Source organism: Pseudomonas fontis (assembly GCF_028656955.1).
GTDB lineage: Bacteria > Pseudomonadota > Gammaproteobacteria > Pseudomonadales > Pseudomonadaceae > Aquipseudomonas > Aquipseudomonas fontis.
Genome location: NZ_JAMDGY010000092.1, coordinates 22,781 through 38,002, shown reverse-complemented (window position 1 = coordinate 38,002; position 15,222 = coordinate 22,781). Strand labels below are relative to the sequence as shown.

At 61.2% G+C, this 15,222-nt stretch carries 8 protein-coding genes; 4 read left to right on the top strand and 4 right to left on the bottom strand.

Annotation, left to right across the window (positions count from 1 at the left end; genetic code table 11):
* Positions 1–99: 99 nt before the first annotated feature.
* The 4 genes from M5G11_RS23305 (at position 100) to M5G11_RS23290 (ending at position 9,186) form a co-directional block, all read left to right on the top strand.
* A complete protein-coding gene (locus M5G11_RS23305) occupies positions 100–849 on the top strand; it encodes an SDR family oxidoreductase (RefSeq protein ID WP_273913989.1) in 750 nt (249 codons plus the stop codon).
* A 207-nt stretch (positions 850–1,056) separates the two neighbouring features.
* On the top strand, positions 1,057–3,129 hold the full coding sequence (locus M5G11_RS23300; RefSeq protein WP_273913990.1) for a hypothetical protein: 2,073 nt from the start codon (positions 1,057–1,059) through the stop codon (positions 3,127–3,129).
* A gap of 93 nt (positions 3,130–3,222) precedes the next feature.
* Positions 3,223–8,052 carry an RHS repeat domain-containing protein gene (locus tag M5G11_RS23295; RefSeq protein ID WP_273913991.1) on the top strand — a complete coding sequence of 1,610 codons (4,830 nt, stop codon included), beginning with the start codon at positions 3,223–3,225 and terminating at the stop codon, positions 8,050–8,052.
* 240 nt (positions 8,053–8,292) lie between these two features.
* Positions 8,293–9,186: a DUF2242 domain-containing protein gene (locus M5G11_RS23290; protein WP_273913992.1), complete on the top strand. Its 894-nt coding sequence runs from the start codon at positions 8,293–8,295 to the stop codon at positions 9,184–9,186.
* Between the two features lie 211 nt (positions 9,187–9,397).
* Here M5G11_RS23290 and M5G11_RS23285 read toward each other — a convergent pair whose 3' ends face one another.
* The 4 genes from M5G11_RS23285 to M5G11_RS23270 all read right to left on the bottom strand — a co-directional run bounded on the left by M5G11_RS23285 (position 9,398) and on the right by M5G11_RS23270 (position 14,939).
* Positions 9,398–10,438 (bottom strand): AraC family transcriptional regulator, encoded by a 1,041-nt coding sequence (locus M5G11_RS23285; protein WP_273913993.1) that lies wholly within the window; start codon positions 10,436–10,438, stop codon positions 9,398–9,400.
* A gap of 4 nt (positions 10,439–10,442) precedes the next feature.
* Positions 10,443–11,564: a carbon-nitrogen hydrolase family protein gene (locus M5G11_RS23280; RefSeq protein ID WP_273913994.1), complete on the bottom strand. Its 1,122-nt coding sequence runs from the start codon at positions 11,562–11,564 to the stop codon at positions 10,443–10,445.
* A 123-nt stretch (positions 11,565–11,687) separates the two neighbouring features.
* Positions 11,688–13,037, bottom strand: a complete 1,350-nt coding sequence (locus M5G11_RS23275; protein WP_273913995.1) for a DUF1329 domain-containing protein — start codon at positions 13,035–13,037, stop codon at positions 11,688–11,690.
* A gap of 12 nt (positions 13,038–13,049) precedes the next feature.
* Positions 13,050–14,939, bottom strand: coding sequence for a DUF1302 domain-containing protein (locus M5G11_RS23270; RefSeq protein WP_273913996.1), 1,890 nt, complete (start codon positions 14,937–14,939; stop codon positions 13,050–13,052).
* Between the last annotated feature and the right edge of the window lie 283 nt (positions 14,940–15,222).

Below are 15,222 nucleotides of genomic sequence, written 5' to 3'. Positions count from 1 at the left end.
GTGACGGGCAAGACGGTATCTACATCGTGTTTATCGTGCACCCAACAGCCAACTCGAAGCGGTATGCTAGTGCGCTTACTCATCCACCAGGGACGAAGCATGAGCGCACTACAAGGATCGGTAGCAGTGGTTACAGGGGCAGGGCGAGGCCTGGGCGCGGCCTTGGCGATCTGCCTGGCAGATGCAGGCTGCACGCTGGTGCTGTGTGGTCGGGATCAGCAGGCATTGGCCGGCGTCGCCGGGACCATCGAGCAGCGCACCGGCATGCAGGCCGATTGCGTAGTGCTGAACCTGGCCGACACGGCCAGCGTCAGCCAGGCGGTAGAGTCCATCACCAGTCGCCATCCTGCCCTCGATATCCTGGTCAACAACGGCGCCATGTGGCTTGAGGCCGATGAGCAGGGTTACTCGGCAGACGCCGTCAGCGGCGTGATTAACGCCGCCGTTACCGGCACCTATCTGTTCACCCAGGGCCTGTTGCCGACGCTGCGCCGCTCGGCGCGCCCGGACATCCTCACCATCGGCTCGATCAGCGCCTTGCCCAACGCGGCCCTGCAGGGTGTCTCTGTGCCGTTCTACGCTGCCAAGCAGGCCCAGCGTGCCCTGGCGGAAGGGTTGAGCCAGCAGTTGGCCGGTACGCCGGTACGTTCGCTGTGCGTGCACCCGCCCTACCTGGACGATGTGTCGCCCACCGAACCGGCCTGGGAGGCTGCTGCGCAGCGCCAGAAAGGCGAGCGCGGGACCAATCGCGATGTGGTCGAGGCGGTGCTGTTCGCATTGACCCGGCCGCGGCATGTGAGCCTTTCGTCGATAGTGATCGACAGTGATGAAGGCGGGTTGTTCGGCTGAGTTTTACCTGCCTCTCGTGTGTTATCTCCAAACAATCGCCGGCCTCGCGCCGGCGTTTTCATATCATCTGAAAACCCATCGCATAAGCAGAAAACGATCTAGCGAACTGATAAAAATGCCAGGTCACAGGCCCCCGCCCGCCTAGGTAGCCTGACCGTCATGAGGCGTTGGATACGCCTTCTTTCCTCATTAGAAAAGGATCATGACATGGCGACCACCGCGACCCAGGCGAGCACCAATACCAGTCAAGTTGCGCCCTTTGTGCCCAGCGACATGGGTTTCGTGTTGTCCAACGAGGCGGATAAAGCCCTGCCGGACACCAGTGCCTTCACCCGGCAAACCCTGGGCACGCTGGAGCACGGTTGGCTCAGCCCTGGCGAGATAGTGGCCGAGCGTGATCTGGTCGAGGGGGAAACCTTGGTCGCTTGCCTGGTTCGTCAGCACGACGGTGTCATGGAGCAGGTCACGTTCACCGCGACTGCTGACAATTGCAGCCAAGCCAAGTGGCCCAAGGCATTCGCCGCCGCCGTTAAAACGGGTGGTAAGGCGCTGGTGCTGGGTAATTTCGACAAAGACAATGCCTTCAAAACCGACGCCAGCGCCTTGCCGCTGCGGCTGTGGCACTACAGTGCGCGCAACCGGGCGTTCACCACGGCGCCGTTTGCGGCCAATCAGGTGCAGGCCTTGGTCATCACCGGTGAAACGCTGGAGGCCGATACCCAGCTCTGCATCCAAGTGCGGGATATCACCAGCCAGAGCCTCTACGAAAACCATTTCTTCAGTGTCGACAACGCGCGCCTGAGCTTGGCGCAGTGGTCTGAAGACCTGTGCAAGGCGCTGAACCAGGACAGCAAACTGCTGCGTGCGGGCGTCAAGGGTACAGACGGCACTATCACCCCCGGCAGCGCCAGCAACGCGCTGTGGATACCTCAGGACTCCGACCTGTCAGTCACCTTGAGTGTCGCGGCCTGGGTGAACCAGGGTGAGCTGAAGGCCAGCGCGGAGATGGGCGAGAACGAGAGTGTCCAGCTGGCCGTGCAGGATGCGTTTTCGGGCAAGGTGCTGGAGACGGCATTGAGCTTTGTTCCGGCCGATGAGAGCGAGCGCGCCAAGGATGCCTGGCTGAGTGGGTTGGCCACGAAACTCAAGGCCTCAGCCTTGGCGCCCTATGTGCGGCTGGGCAGCGCCGCGACAGCAGGCAGTGACACGCTTGAGGCTAATGCTGAGGTGGCGACGCTTTGGGTGCGGGGGGATGCCCTGACGGTGGTGGCCAAGGGGCCTGCGGTGCAGTCTGTGGATACGTCCAAAAAGGCTGACCCTGAACCCGAAGTAGCTCACTGGGTATTTCGCCTATCAGCCGAAGCCAATAAAGCAGGTATTCGGGTCGAGTCGTTTGGCGACAATTTCGGCCAGCGCGTGACGGCGGACGGGGTTGTATGCACGGCCAAGTCAGAGTCTGTGCCTGCGGATCAACTGAATTTCTATTACCCGCCTGCAACCTGCAACAACAAGAAAATGACGCTCGGCCACTGGGGCAAGGTGCGCTCCTCGCGCGCATCATCCGCCGTCGATGAATTGATCTGGAGTGATTGCACAGCGGTGGAGTGCACTACGCCAAAACCGCAAGCACCCTACGTCGCCAAAAGCCCGCTGTGCGAAGACTTTGGCAACACCTCCCATTCCGAGGTGTGCGATGCCGGCGCTGCAACGGAAACCGGGGTCGATCCACGTACCGGACTGTTCCATGCGCATTACCCAGTGGTGACCTTGCAAGGCCTGGATGGCGACGGCCCGGTATGCGACCTGACCATGCACTACTCCGCCTTGCGCGGGAATGAAGCTGCGCTGGGCGATGGCTGGGCGTTTCGCTTTGCCAGCCTGGAACCCCGCGATCGTTGCCTGACCCTGGCCGATGGCACGGTCATTCAGTTCACCGATGAAGAATGGACCAAGTTGGGTAACGCCGAGTGCCTGAAAAAGAAAGGCTGCTGGGTGACGGGTAACAGTGACTGGAGCGAGTTCATTCTCGACCTGCCCAGCGGGCGGCGTGAATACCTTAGTTCACCTAGTGTGCCCGGTGGCGATACCGTGGAGCCGAATGACAAGTTGCGTCAAGATGTCATCAGTTTGCTGAATCAGATTATTGATAAAACAAAACCGCTACCCCCCAGGCCCACGGGCTTCTGGGATTGGTTGTTGGTGATTGCCAATCCGATTTTATACTTTGTTGCTCAAGAGCTGGATTGGAACGCAGCCCTGAAAAAGTGGCGCGAGAGTTAAAAAGAAATCAAGGGGCGCATTGCCTACTGGAATCGACCGTTTAATCAATTGATGCCGTCGAGAATAGTCTCGCCGGCCGGTCAGGAATTGTCCTTGTCGTGGAAGCGCGTCAAGGGTCAATTTCAGCTGGTGGAGGTGAAAAGTGGTAGCAGCTCATTGTTTAGCGCCACTTATAGTTCCGAAAAAGTAGTGATGAATGTCTGGCCGGGAACGGTGGATAGTTACCAGTTGACGTTGACGTTGTCTGAGTATTTGTTGAAGAGCATTGTCCGGTCGCAAAATGATAAAGCGCTACGGAAAGTTCAGTGTGAATACAGTGCTGACCCGACACTGGACTATATATTGACCTGCCTGGTGGAAGAGGACGGGTCGATTGAGAAAGTGACGTATGAGGCGCAGGGGATGAAATTTCCTGTTGCCGATCAGCCCGGCCTGCCGCGGGTGACGCGGCACGTGATCATGCCTGGGGCGGGGCAGGAAAATATAATTACGGATTACCAGTATTCTGAAAACAATTATCTACTCAAGGTCCCCATGCTTGGTGTGGATCCGGGGAAAGTTGATATAGAGAAGTGTAGGGGTACAAATCTGTTCCTCGGGTTTTATTTTTCTGTGCGCGAGGTCTCGCGTTCGAGTGAGGTGAGTACTTCAGTCGAATATTTCTATAATAGGTTGAGTGAGAAGTTTGGTGAGTTGGTGGCGAGCGATAAAAATACCTCTGTAAGATACTGGCGCTATGGCTTTGTCGATGGTATCGAAAGGGAGGTTTTTTGCAGTGACTTTCTGAGTTTTCTGGCAGAAGCCTGGGACTGCCGTGATGATGAGGGTGAGTATAATTCTGATGTGTTTATGCACATTCTGGGCTATCAAGTCTTACGTGAACGTAAGGCTGATTATAGTAATGTGGAATTTTCTAAAATCTGGGATAAAGAATGGGGATTTTATGGCGAGATGTGTCGGCTGGAGCATGCTGATTTAGGTAGTGAGTTGTCTGTCCGCTTTTTGTTTCTCAATAGCTTGTTTGCAGATTTTGTAGGCTCTTTTAGGTATTGGCTCAATGACCGTGAAGGGGAGGTGGTCAAAACCTATGATAAATATACGTACAATCATTCAGGCCAGTTGATCAAACGAGTCGAACCCGACAAAACAATTACCGAGTGGCAGTATTATCCCCAGGGTGGAGGTACTGGCTTGTCACTCAATGGCTTGGCTGGTGTCAATGCAGAGGCGCTCAAGGCCCTAACGCTGACATGTCCCGCCATAGAGGAGCCCGCCCAGCCACCCATCATGGCGATGTTCCAGTACCAGTGGCATCAGTTCAAGCGGCAACCCTTGGGCCTGACCTTGTACGGCTATGAGCATAGGGCCTGCAATGCACGCAGCGTGTTGGTGGCCAACCATATCGTCGCTCTGGATGGCGTAATCGCCGATGCGGATGACTGGGGTCTCAGCCTGGCTGAAGGCTACTCCACTGCCGTAATACACCATGAAAAACTTAGCGAAAGTGTTCGCAAGCCCAAGACCGGCAACACCGGTGGCAAAGTCTCCGTTTGGTCTAGCACGAGCGAGAAAACCACCTGGTTCGGTAACGAAAAATCCGTTCAGAAAAACACGCTGAGTTGGGAGGACAACCCGCAGGAAAAAGGCTTGCTCGTGCGCACCGAAGCCCGTAGCGAGGTAGCGCAATCCATCCTGGCTACCGAGGTCCGCTGCCGCCGCACCCGCAGACGTCTGGTACGCCGTACCGAAGGGCAGGAAACCCGCTGGACCTACGACGCATTGGGCCGGGTTACCCTTGAAGAGCGTTACCCACTCAAGCCGGGCACGAACAAGGCTGACGAGAAGGCGTCGGCCAATGCAAGCTTGAGCACGGTGTATGAAGTCACCGAGCAAGGCATCTTCGCCACGACGACCGATGATAGCGGCCGGATAACACGGGTGTTGCGTGACGGCCTTCAGCGAGAGGTGTCCCAAGCACTCAAAGTCACGGGGGCTGAGCGCTGGTGCCTGCTGGACGAGATGGACTACAGCAGCCAGGGCACCTTGAACAACCACACCCGTTATGACTATTGGCCCGGTGGCTTGCGTCGGGCGTTGGAGTCAAACGGGGAGCGTCAGGCACTGACCTTTGACCAGAGAGGTATCTGGAAAGAAGAGAAAGTTTATGGTTATGCTGGAATTTCAAGTACCAGCACAGAGGTCATTGGTGTTGGGAAGCGCACCTTGCAGACACGTACCAAGACGCGTGAGCAGCTGGATGATGGTGGCATCAGCCATACCTTCACCCAGGAAAGTGCAAGCGGCCTGTCACGTACCCTAATGGTCAAGGAGTTTGACCACAATGGCCATTTGAGCAAGGTCACGCGTGGTAGTGGAGATGCCGAACAGACCCTCCAGTTCGAGCGCGATGAGCTGGGCCGGGTAACCCAGATCACCCAGCCGAACGGCACGAAGATCAACCGCAGCTACTTTGGCCTGAGCACTCAGGTAATTGAACTGAAGGTCAATGACACCGTGATGGGCACCCAGGAAATCACGGCGCCGTCGCGTCTCAAGAGCCGCACCATCGGCACGCGCCGTTATCAATTTGCCGACAACAAGGTCACCCTGCCTGACAAACGCGAACTGACCCATGAGGCCACAGACGACGGCACTACGCGTACCTTGAGTATCAGCGGTACCAAGCTCAGCAGCGTGGCAAACGACGCCACCGGCAAAACCACGACACTCAGCACGCATGAGGCCAGCGGCACGGTGGATGCCTTCAAGTTCGGCAGCCACAGCGAGAGCCAAACCCTGCCGGGGCTGTTCGGCCAGCTCAAGCGTGAGGTGAAAACACCACGCGCAACCCGCAAGGCGTGGGAGCTCTGTTCAACTTCGGGCTTTGTGCTGGCGGCGCTGCGTAGCGACGGCCGCTACGTGCGCAGCTTCCACGACCGCCAACAGCGCCTGTTGCGCCACTACGAAAGCGGCATCGACCAGCAGTACCGCTATGCCGACACCGGGCAGTTGCAGGAGCAGACGGTAGTCGCCGCACAAAGCGCCAGCCGATTGAGCACGCGCTACAGCTATGACGACTTCGGCCAGGAAACCGCGCGTGACTACCAGGTTAACGGTGCCAGCGTCTTGAGCTTGAAGCAGGAGTGGACATCTGAAGGGCTGCTCAAGGACAAGACCCTCACCCGGGACGGCAAGCAGGTGCGCAAGGAGAGCTTCAGCCATGACAGCCTCGACCGGCTGACCGAGTACAGCTGTGTAGCTGCCGAGGCCAAGGATTGCCCGGCAGACGAGCAAGGCAAGCGGGTCAAGAAACAAGCCTTCACCTGGGATGGTTTGATGCGCCTGGAGAAATGCATCACGACCTATGCCGACGACGCAACGCAAACCCAGACCTACACCTTCGATGCGGCCAACCCGACGCAGTGCAGTTCGGTTGATACCGATGGTGAGGCCAGTACCTTGACGTGGACCAGTAACGGTTTCCTCGAGGAGAACGCCAATGGCCAGAAGTTGGCCTACAACGAGCAGGGCCAGCTCAAGACGGTCAAGGACAAGGACGGCAAGCTGCTCAGCCAATATGCCTATGACGGCTACGGTCGTCTGGCTGCGCAGTATGTCGCGGCCGACAAGCAGACTTGCGAGCTGTGCTACGACGGTGAGCAGTTGTGCGGCGAGGTGTGGTTTGACAGTGAAGGCAAGGAGGTCAAGCGTGTAGCGCTGGGCGTCGCGCAGGTACAACAAGTGCGCGACAGTGCCGGGACCCACACGGCGTTCTTGCTGGAGGACCCGCACAGCGGCATTGTCGGTTATTGCCAGGGGGCGGATATACAGCTGAGTGCCTTCACGGCATTTGGCGAAAATGGCGCGTTGCTGGCCAACAGTCGTCGAGGCTACAACGGTGAACGGTTGGACCCGGTGACCCATGCCTATCACCTGGGCAACGGCTACCGGACGTACTCACCACACCAGCGCAGCTTCCAGCAGCCGGACAGCAAGAGCCCGTTCGGTGAAGGCGGGGTGAACGAGTACGCCTATTGCTGCAACCCCATCGACCTGCACGACCCCAGTGGCCACATCATGATCAGCCGCTGGGGAGAGGACCGGATGATCGCTGACCTCAACCAGACCCTGCGCGATACCCAGCCGCAGCCCGTGGGCAGCTTCTGGCGAGGCATTGCGTTGTCGGCGGCCATGGCTGTCATGGGCATTGCCTTGGCCGCCGGTACAGGTGGCGCCTCGTTGTTCTTCTTCGTGACCACTGCATTGTCGTTGACGGCGTTGGCATTGGAGGTCGCGGGAAAAATCATCGAAGACACTGACCCAGAGACTGCTCGCCGATTGGGGATCGCCTCCATGGTGTTCGGGTTCGCCTCCATCGGTAACTTCGCCAGCCTGCCCAAGCAAGCGCTGAAGGGGCTGCGTTGGGCTGCCACACAAACCGGGCAATTGCTGAAGAAAATTCAGGCGGGGGTACGCCTGGGGGTTCGCCAAGTGCTGAAACGCTGGGGTGAGATCAAGCGGTATGGCTTCAAGGCTGCTGCGGCACTGCGGGCTTCAAGCAAGTCGGTGTTGCAGCAGCGCAAGGGTTGGCTGTCACGCTCCGAGTTCATGGTCGATCTGGGTAACGGTGAGGCCCACACGGTCAAAGGAATTGCAGCACTGGCTGAGTGGTACTTCCCCAACGTGGTGCGCGTAACGAGACCTGTAGCCAAGGCCATGCTGGTGGGGTCGGCCAAGCTTTTCAAGCAAGTGCCTTCGGCGGTTAGCTCGGCATTGGAAGTCAAGGTCTACCGCGATACAGTGGCGGGCATAGACAGCCTGATCAATCCTCAGGCTATGGATGAAGTGGGCGAAGGCGGGTCGAGTCGCACACGCTGGGAATCGACGCTCGCGTATGGAAATACGAGAAAAGCAACTGCGTAAACGCTAAGGCAGGCCTTTTTGCTGACCGCACTTCGATAGCGGAGTACGGTCAGCAACTTCCATCGCCGAATCCCTTCGCAATAGCAGACGAGCGGCCCGCCCACGGCCAAAACCGCAACAGCAGCGCACTGCAACCCGGGCACCCATGGACGATTTTTGTCTACGGATACCGCCACTGCGGTTTCGGTGATCCACCGAAGTGATGCACAATAGGCGCCGATCGATTTCCCAGGATGTGCAATGTCAAAGTCAACCGTCTTCGGTGCGCTCGGGCTGGCCCTAGTGCTGGCGGGTGTGGCCGGGTGTTCCTCGAAAAAAGCCGCGATCTACGAGCACGAGAATTTTGATGACTCGGGCACCTTCTCGCGCAGCTTCCCCGTCAGTGAAGCCGGCACCTGCGAGGCCGCACGCCGTGCCTTGCTCAGCCAGGGCTACATCATCACCACCAGCGAACGTGGCCAGGTCAACGGCAACAAGAGCTTCCAGCAGACTGGCGACTCGCACCTGCAAATCAGCTTCAACGTGGTCTGCGCCGCCGACAGCGGCAGCGAAGGGCGCTCGACCATGTTTGCCAACGCCCTGCAAGACCGCTACGCCCTGAAGAAATCCAACACCTCCGCCAGCCTTGGCGTCGGTGTGCTGGGCTCGGTGTCGATGCCGATCGGCTCCTCCGACGACTCGATGGTCAAGGTGGCGAGCGAGACCGTGACCTCGGCCAAGTTCTACGAGCGCTATTTCGCCCTGGTCGAAAGCTTCCTGCCCAAGGAGCCCAAGCCCAAGAGCAAAAAAGCCGCCGCGCCGGAAAAACCGCCTGAGCAGCCTGCCGCCGAACTCGGTGTGCCCGAGCCGAACCCCGCCTCGGTAGCCCCGGCCAGTGCCCAGGCACCTGCTGCGCTGCCGGTCGTCGACAGCGTTCAGCCACAGCCGGTGCCTGCCGCAGAAGCGCCGGCAGCCCCCGTCGTCGATGACAGCAAGGGCTCACAGCCGGTGGCACCACCGGCCGCTGCGGCGCCGATCAGCGTCGAACCGGTTGCCCCGGCTGTGCCGGCGGTGGTCGAGCCGGCACCGGCCACCCCCGCGCCAGCCAGCACGCCGGAGGCACCCGCCCCGGCCACTGCACCTGCGACGTTCTGACCAGCGGATAATTTTCGCGGCGCCTGCTACGTTTATCTCATGTACGGCAATTGTCATGTTTTCTTCACCCCGGCACTTTAGGGTGAAGTTCAAAGCAGATGACATGAATGAGCAGAACGGAGCAGGCGATGGACGACTACCAGGAAGAACTCCTCGAATACCAAGCCTACGAGCTTGATCTGCCAGAGCCGGCCGAAGACGCGACCGAGCTCTAGGCCGAGCGCCGCTGGCTGCGGCGAAACTCTCCCGGCGTGACCCCGCTCCAGCGCTTGAATGCGCGTTGGAACGCCTCTGCCGAAGCAAACCCCAGCAGGTAGGCGATCTCGCCAAAGGCCAGTTCCGTATCGCGGATATAGGTCATGGCCAGGTCGCGCCGCGTGTCGTTGAGGATGGCGCGAAACTGCGTGCCTTCCTCGGCCAGCTTGCGCCGCAGTGTCCAGGTGGGCAGTTGCAGGTGGCGAGCGACTTCCTCCAGATCCGGTTCCCGCCCGCCATTGAGCAAGGGCCCCAGCAGGTGCGCGATGCGCTCGGCCAGGCCGCGCGTGCGGGTACGCTCGAGCAACTCGTGTTCACACAGTTTCAGCAGATGCTGCCAGGTGCTCGGGCAATGCGCGGGGTTGCGCAGCTCCAGGGCGGCGCGGCTCAGGCGCAGTTGGTTGGTTTCGGCAGCAAATTGCACGCCGGTGCTGCTCAGCGCCTGGTACTGCGCGGCGTAGGCGGGGGCCTCGAACTCGATGTCGACCCGCTCGGCCTGTAGCGGCGCACCGGCCACTGCGGACAACTGCGCGAGCCAGCCGGCCAGTACCGAATCCACCACAAAACGGTTGTAGTCGTTGTACGGGCTGATCGAATAGAAGCGCAGCCAGGCGCCGTGCGGGTCTTCCTGATAGCTCGACTGGCCACGGTAGTTGGCGGCATACAGCGGCTCGAAGCGCAGCAGCGTACGGGCCGCTTCCCCCAGGCTGGGGGCTTGCGCTGCGGTCACCCCGGCAAGGCCAGCCTGGCTCAGGCGGCTGAGCCGGCCCATGTGCAGGCCCAGCGCCGGCTCGCCGGTCAGGGCAATGGCGGCATGCCCCAGGTGCATGTAGCGCGGGATCGACAGGCGGGCGCCGGCTTCGGCCAGGCGCGTGGCGTGCAGGCCATAGCGCTCAAGCAGTGGGGTCGGGTCGTGGCCGAGCTGGCGCAGGGTCTCTTCCAGGCTCTGGATAAACCCGACCGAAAGGTCGCCCAGGCGCACACGGGGGCGGCTCACCGGGCTACAACCAGAGGTTCAGCAGGCGCGCACCCTGGCCGGGGCTGGCGCTGTATTGATGGCCGGCGCGGTTGGCAAAGCCCAGGCCTTCGCCGGCAAGCTCCCAGAACTGCCCACGGAGGAAAACACTCATGCTCGCCATGCCCTTGGCCGGCGCGTTGAGGGTCAGTTGCTCCCAGGCCTGGGCCTCGCTGACGTCGCCGGCCTTGAGCGGCAGTTCGGCGGCCAGCGGCACATGCCGGTTGCCGCGCCACGGCGCGTTCCAGCTGCCCTTGCCGGCGATGAACGCCGGGTTGGCGATGATCTGCACCGATTGGTCGGTCAGGGTTTGATAGTTGCTGGGGTACCAGCTGTCACTGCCGATCAGCACGCCCAGGCGCCCGGCCGGGGTTTGCAGGACCTGCGGCGGGTAGGCGTCGCCGTGGCGGATGAAGCGGCGCATCTCGCCGTCTGGATACTGCTGGCGCTGCGGCTCGCCGAGAATGCTGCCGTCATTGGCGAATACCACGCTGCTGTTGTACAGGGCGCCGGAGCCGGCCCGCAGTTGGCCGCGCTCCACAGTGGGTTCGGGCAACACGATGGAGCCGGCCACCAGGGTCACGCCGAATTCCTTGGCCAGGCCACCAAACAGCTGCTGGTAGTCCTCAGCCATCTGCGCGGCCTTCATGCGCAGGTGCGCGTCGGCGCGGCGGTCGTCGCCCTCGGCGCCGAGCATTGCCAGGCCATAGCGGATCGGATTGCTCAGCTCCAGCCATTGCCAGGCTTCGCGCAGATGAGTGACCTGGTACAGCTCCTTCTTTTCGTCCCGCGCCCAGAGCCAGGTGCCAATGTGTTCAGGCAGCACGACGATGGTCTTGTCATTGACCAGACCTTGCGCGCGGGCTTGCTCCAGGTAGGCAGACAGCTTGCGGCGCAGGCGCTTGAGGTTCTGGTAGTCACCCGGGTAGAGCTGCGGCTCGATACCCAGCAGGTTGCCGTTGTCGCCCGGCACCCCTTGGTTCAGGGCCAGCTGGATACGCAGGTCGGACAGGTAGTGGCCCGCCGGGCGCTGTTGGGTCCACAGCCCGTAGCCACAGAGGATGGCAATCAGAACAAGCGCCAGGGCGCCTAGCAGGAGTTTTCGCATGGGCGTGATTTTACGTCGGGATGTGCAGCGCGCCTAATGGAAAACCAAGGCTTGGCGAAAAAGACCTAAAAAAAGGCGACCATCGCTGGCCGCCAAAGGTTTGCCCATGGAGTTGCCTGGTACTCAGCGGCCGCTGCGACGCAGGGCGGCCACGCTGAAATCATCGAGTTTGGCGGGGATGCCGAAGCGGGTCAGCTTCTCTTCGTTTTCCAGGCCGTAGGTGATGTAGCGGCGGGCTTGCAGGTCATAGGCGACCTCGCTGATATGGATCGCCGACAACACGTCGTAGCGCTGCAGGCTGTGGGCTTCCTGTACGCGCCACAGCTCGCCGCGACCGTCATACAGGTCGGCGGCCAGAATGCCCCAGCTGTCTTCGTCGATATAGAACACGCGCTTGGCGTAGATATGCCGCTCACCCGGTTTCAGCGTGGCTTCGACCACCCAGACGCGATGCGGCTCGTAACGCACCAGGTCCTGGTTGAGGTGGTTGGCCTGGATCAGGTCCTTGTACTTGAGCGTGCGGTCGGCCAGCTTGTAGGTGTTGTAGGGCACCAGCATTTCCTGCTTGCCGACCAGCTTCCACTGGTACTTGTCGGGTGCGCCGTTGAACATGTCGATCATGTCGTTGGTGCGCAGGCCGTCCGAGGTTGGTACGGGCGAGTCGTAAGACACCTCGGGTGCGCGCAGCACGCGGCGTTGGCCGGGGTTGTAGGTCCAGGCCAGGCGGGCTTCCTCGGCCTGGTCGATGGGTTCATGCACCAGGGTCTGGTTGCCGGCCACGCTTTCCGGCGAGGTCACCTTGCCCAGGTAGTAATACAGGCGGTTGGCCTCCGGGTTGCCCATGGCCGAGGCCATCGCCACTTTTACCTCGCGGCGAACCGGGGTGAAGTTGCCGTTGGCCTGCACCACCATTTCGGTGGGGTAGTACTGATAGCCGCCGTCACGGAAGCGCACCATGTGGTTGAACATCGCCTCGGTACCGGTCTTGGGCAGCGGGAAGGGCACGCTGGTCTTTTCATAGTGCTGCAAGCCGTTGCCGCCGTTGGCCAGTTCGACCTGGCCGGCTTCCCTGGCGATCTGCGCGTACTCGGCCTGGGGCAGGGCGGCGGTGCGATGGCTGGGGTATACGAGCATCTTGTAGTCCGGGTACTTGCTGAGCATGGCCTTGTAGCCGGGGCTCAGCAGTTTGTCGTACTGCGCCATGTTCGCCGAGGTGATGGTGTACAGCGGTTTTTCGCCGGCAAACGGGTCGATATAGCCCTTGCCGGCATCAAAACCTGGCGGTGGCGTGGTCAGGCCGCCGGTCCAGGCGGGCACCAGGCCGTCTGCGCTGGCGGCCATCTGCGCGCCTGTCGGGGTCAGGTCCTTGCCCAGGCGGGCGACATCGGCGGGGGCCATCGCTGCCAGGGCACTGGCGCTGGCCAGGCACAGCAGGCCGCCGGCCATGGTGGTGCGGAGCAGGGTGTTTTTCATGGTTACCTCGGATCAGAAGCCTGCGCGCAGGCTGAGGGCGATAAAGTCCTTGTCGGTCGGGGCGAAGGGCGTGTTGCCGCTTTTCGACCAGGACAATTCGGCGGAGTAGTTCTGCAGGTATTCGGTGCGCACGCCGAGCGAGCCGAGCAGGCGGCCCTCGACGAAGTTGCCGTCATACGACCAGCCCTTGACGTCCTGGCCGAACGCCAGGAAGGGCGAGACGTTGATGCCGGCCAGCAGCCCTGGATAGTTGAGCTGCCCACGCAGCCGATAACCCCAGGCGAACTGGCTGGCGTAGCCGTCCGCCGAGCAGGCCAGCTTCTTGTACTTGTCGATCGGGGTGCCAAGCGCGCAGCCGGCGGCGCTGTTGTTGGCGAAGTCAGTGCCGTAGATCTCGGTCTTGAGGTAGCGACGCTGATCGAGGCTGGGCAGGTCGTGCACGTACTTCATGCCGACCTCGCCTATCAGGTTGAGGCTGTCGGCGCCGAGCACCTGCGGCAGGCTCTTGATGAACCCCAGGGAAAGTTGCGAGATCTTCAGGCGGTCATAGCCGTTGTACACCGAGCCGGGCGGCGCATTGAGCGCGTCCTGCCCCAGTGTCATGTTCTCGCCGATGGCACCGGCAATCTGCCCCGGGCTCTGTGGGGAACCAAAGGCCGGGATCAGGTCACCGGTGGTCAACTGCACTGGCTGGTTGGGGCGAAAGCTGTACTCGCCGAATACCGACGTGCCCCAGATGTTGCTGGAGAAACTCAGGCCATAGATGCGGATGTCTTCGGGGAAGTCGACAAAGTAGCGACCGTTGCTGGCCTGCTGGTTCGGCAGCCAGCCGGCACCGCCGCCTGGGCGGGTGTCGGTGATGACGCTGGCGTAGGGTGAGCGCGAATGGATGTTCATGGCGTAGGCGCCGAACTCGGTGCCGATGGTGTCGGCAAAGTAGCGCAGGGCCATGCCGAACTGCCCGCTGTTGCGCGGGTCGTCATCACTGGCGCGCTCGATGATCTGCCCGTTGGCGTAGCCGTAGGGGTCATTCGGGTCGACGGCCGCGCTCAGGCGCGGCACGCCATAGCAGCCATCGGTGATGAAGTCGTTGGCCGAAAAATAGGTGCCGCACCCTTCAAGCACGCTCTTGCGCCATTGCAACTGGTAGAAGGCTTCCAGGCTCAGGTTGTCGGTCAGGCCGAGGTTGCCGTAGAGCATCGGCACCGGCAGCAGCGCCTCCTTGAGCTGTGAGCCGGGCCGGCGCAGGGCGGCGACATCCACCGGGTTGACCGCATTGATGCCGTTTTGCAGGAACAGCCCTTCGCCCCAGTTCACCACCTGGTTGCCGAGCCGCGCATTGAACGGGTGATCGGCGATGTCGAAGTCGCCGTAGACATAGGCGTCGAGCAGGGCGATGCCCTGGAACTTGGCCAGCTCGTCGAAGTGGCTGTCGTCCAGCTTGCTGTCGGGCTGGTAGCCATTGGAGGAGTGGCCGAAATCGACTTCGCGGTTGCTCAGCGTGTAGTCGTACCAGGCCTTGCCACGCAGGAAGGCACCGTAGTTCTGCCACTTGAGTTCCATCTCGCCGAGCAGGGTGACTGGGGAGGACACCACGTTGCGCTTGTGGAAGTTCAGCCGACTGTCATCCAGGTTGCGTGCGCCGGCCGCGTTGAACTCACCGGGTTTGCCATGGCCGATGCTGTTGGCGTTGCCCTGGAAGATGTAGTTGGCGTCGGGTTTCTCGGCGCTCCAGATCGCGCCGAGGCTCACGCTGCCATTGGCGCGGCCGCTGATTTCGCCCCACTGGAATTCCCCCGCCTGTGCTTGCAGGGAGACCGCGAGGGCCAGCGGTGTAAGCGCCAGGGCTGTGCAAGCCAGGCGGGTGCGACGTCGAGTGAAATAGCCGTTGAGTGGGGTCATGCAAGGCCCTCCTGATTATTGTTATCGGGGCGCGTCGGGATGCAGCGGGTGAGCAGGAGCCAAGGGCGGCGGTGGCGCCACGAGGATCTGCCTGGGGAGCAATGGTGGGGGAGGCGCAACGGGCAATTAAACGCAATTCATGCCACGAACTTGCTAAATCCCGCCAAGCCGGGCTGGCGCTATTTATCAAGTCGCTGGCGTGAAATACGCAGAAAGCGGCGCGCTTCGGGGCCGACACTGCCTGCGTGTGGCGTCAGGCGGGTGCCGTCTTCTACCGGCCCCG

Bases quoted from the DNA above. Each gene is read 5' to 3' on its own strand.
- M5G11_RS23300 (WP_273913990.1), top strand. From the start codon at position 1,057: ATGGCGACCACCGCGACCCAGGCGAGCACCAATACCAGTCAAGTTGCG.
- M5G11_RS23290 (WP_273913992.1), top strand. From the start codon at position 8,293: ATGTCAAAGTCAACCGTCTTCGGTGCGCTCGGGCTGGCCCTAGTGCTG.
- M5G11_RS23270 (WP_273913996.1), bottom strand. From the start codon at position 14,939: ATGACCCCACTCAACGGCTATTTCACTCGACGTCGCACCCGCCTGGCT.
- M5G11_RS23275 (WP_273913995.1), bottom strand. From the start codon at position 13,037: ATGAAAAACACCCTGCTCCGCACCACCATGGCCGGCGGCCTGCTGTGC.
- M5G11_RS23305 (WP_273913989.1), top strand. From the start codon at position 100: ATGAGCGCACTACAAGGATCGGTAGCAGTGGTTACAGGGGCAGGGCGA.
- M5G11_RS23280 (WP_273913994.1), bottom strand. From the start codon at position 11,564: ATGCGAAAACTCCTGCTAGGCGCCCTGGCGCTTGTTCTGATTGCCATC.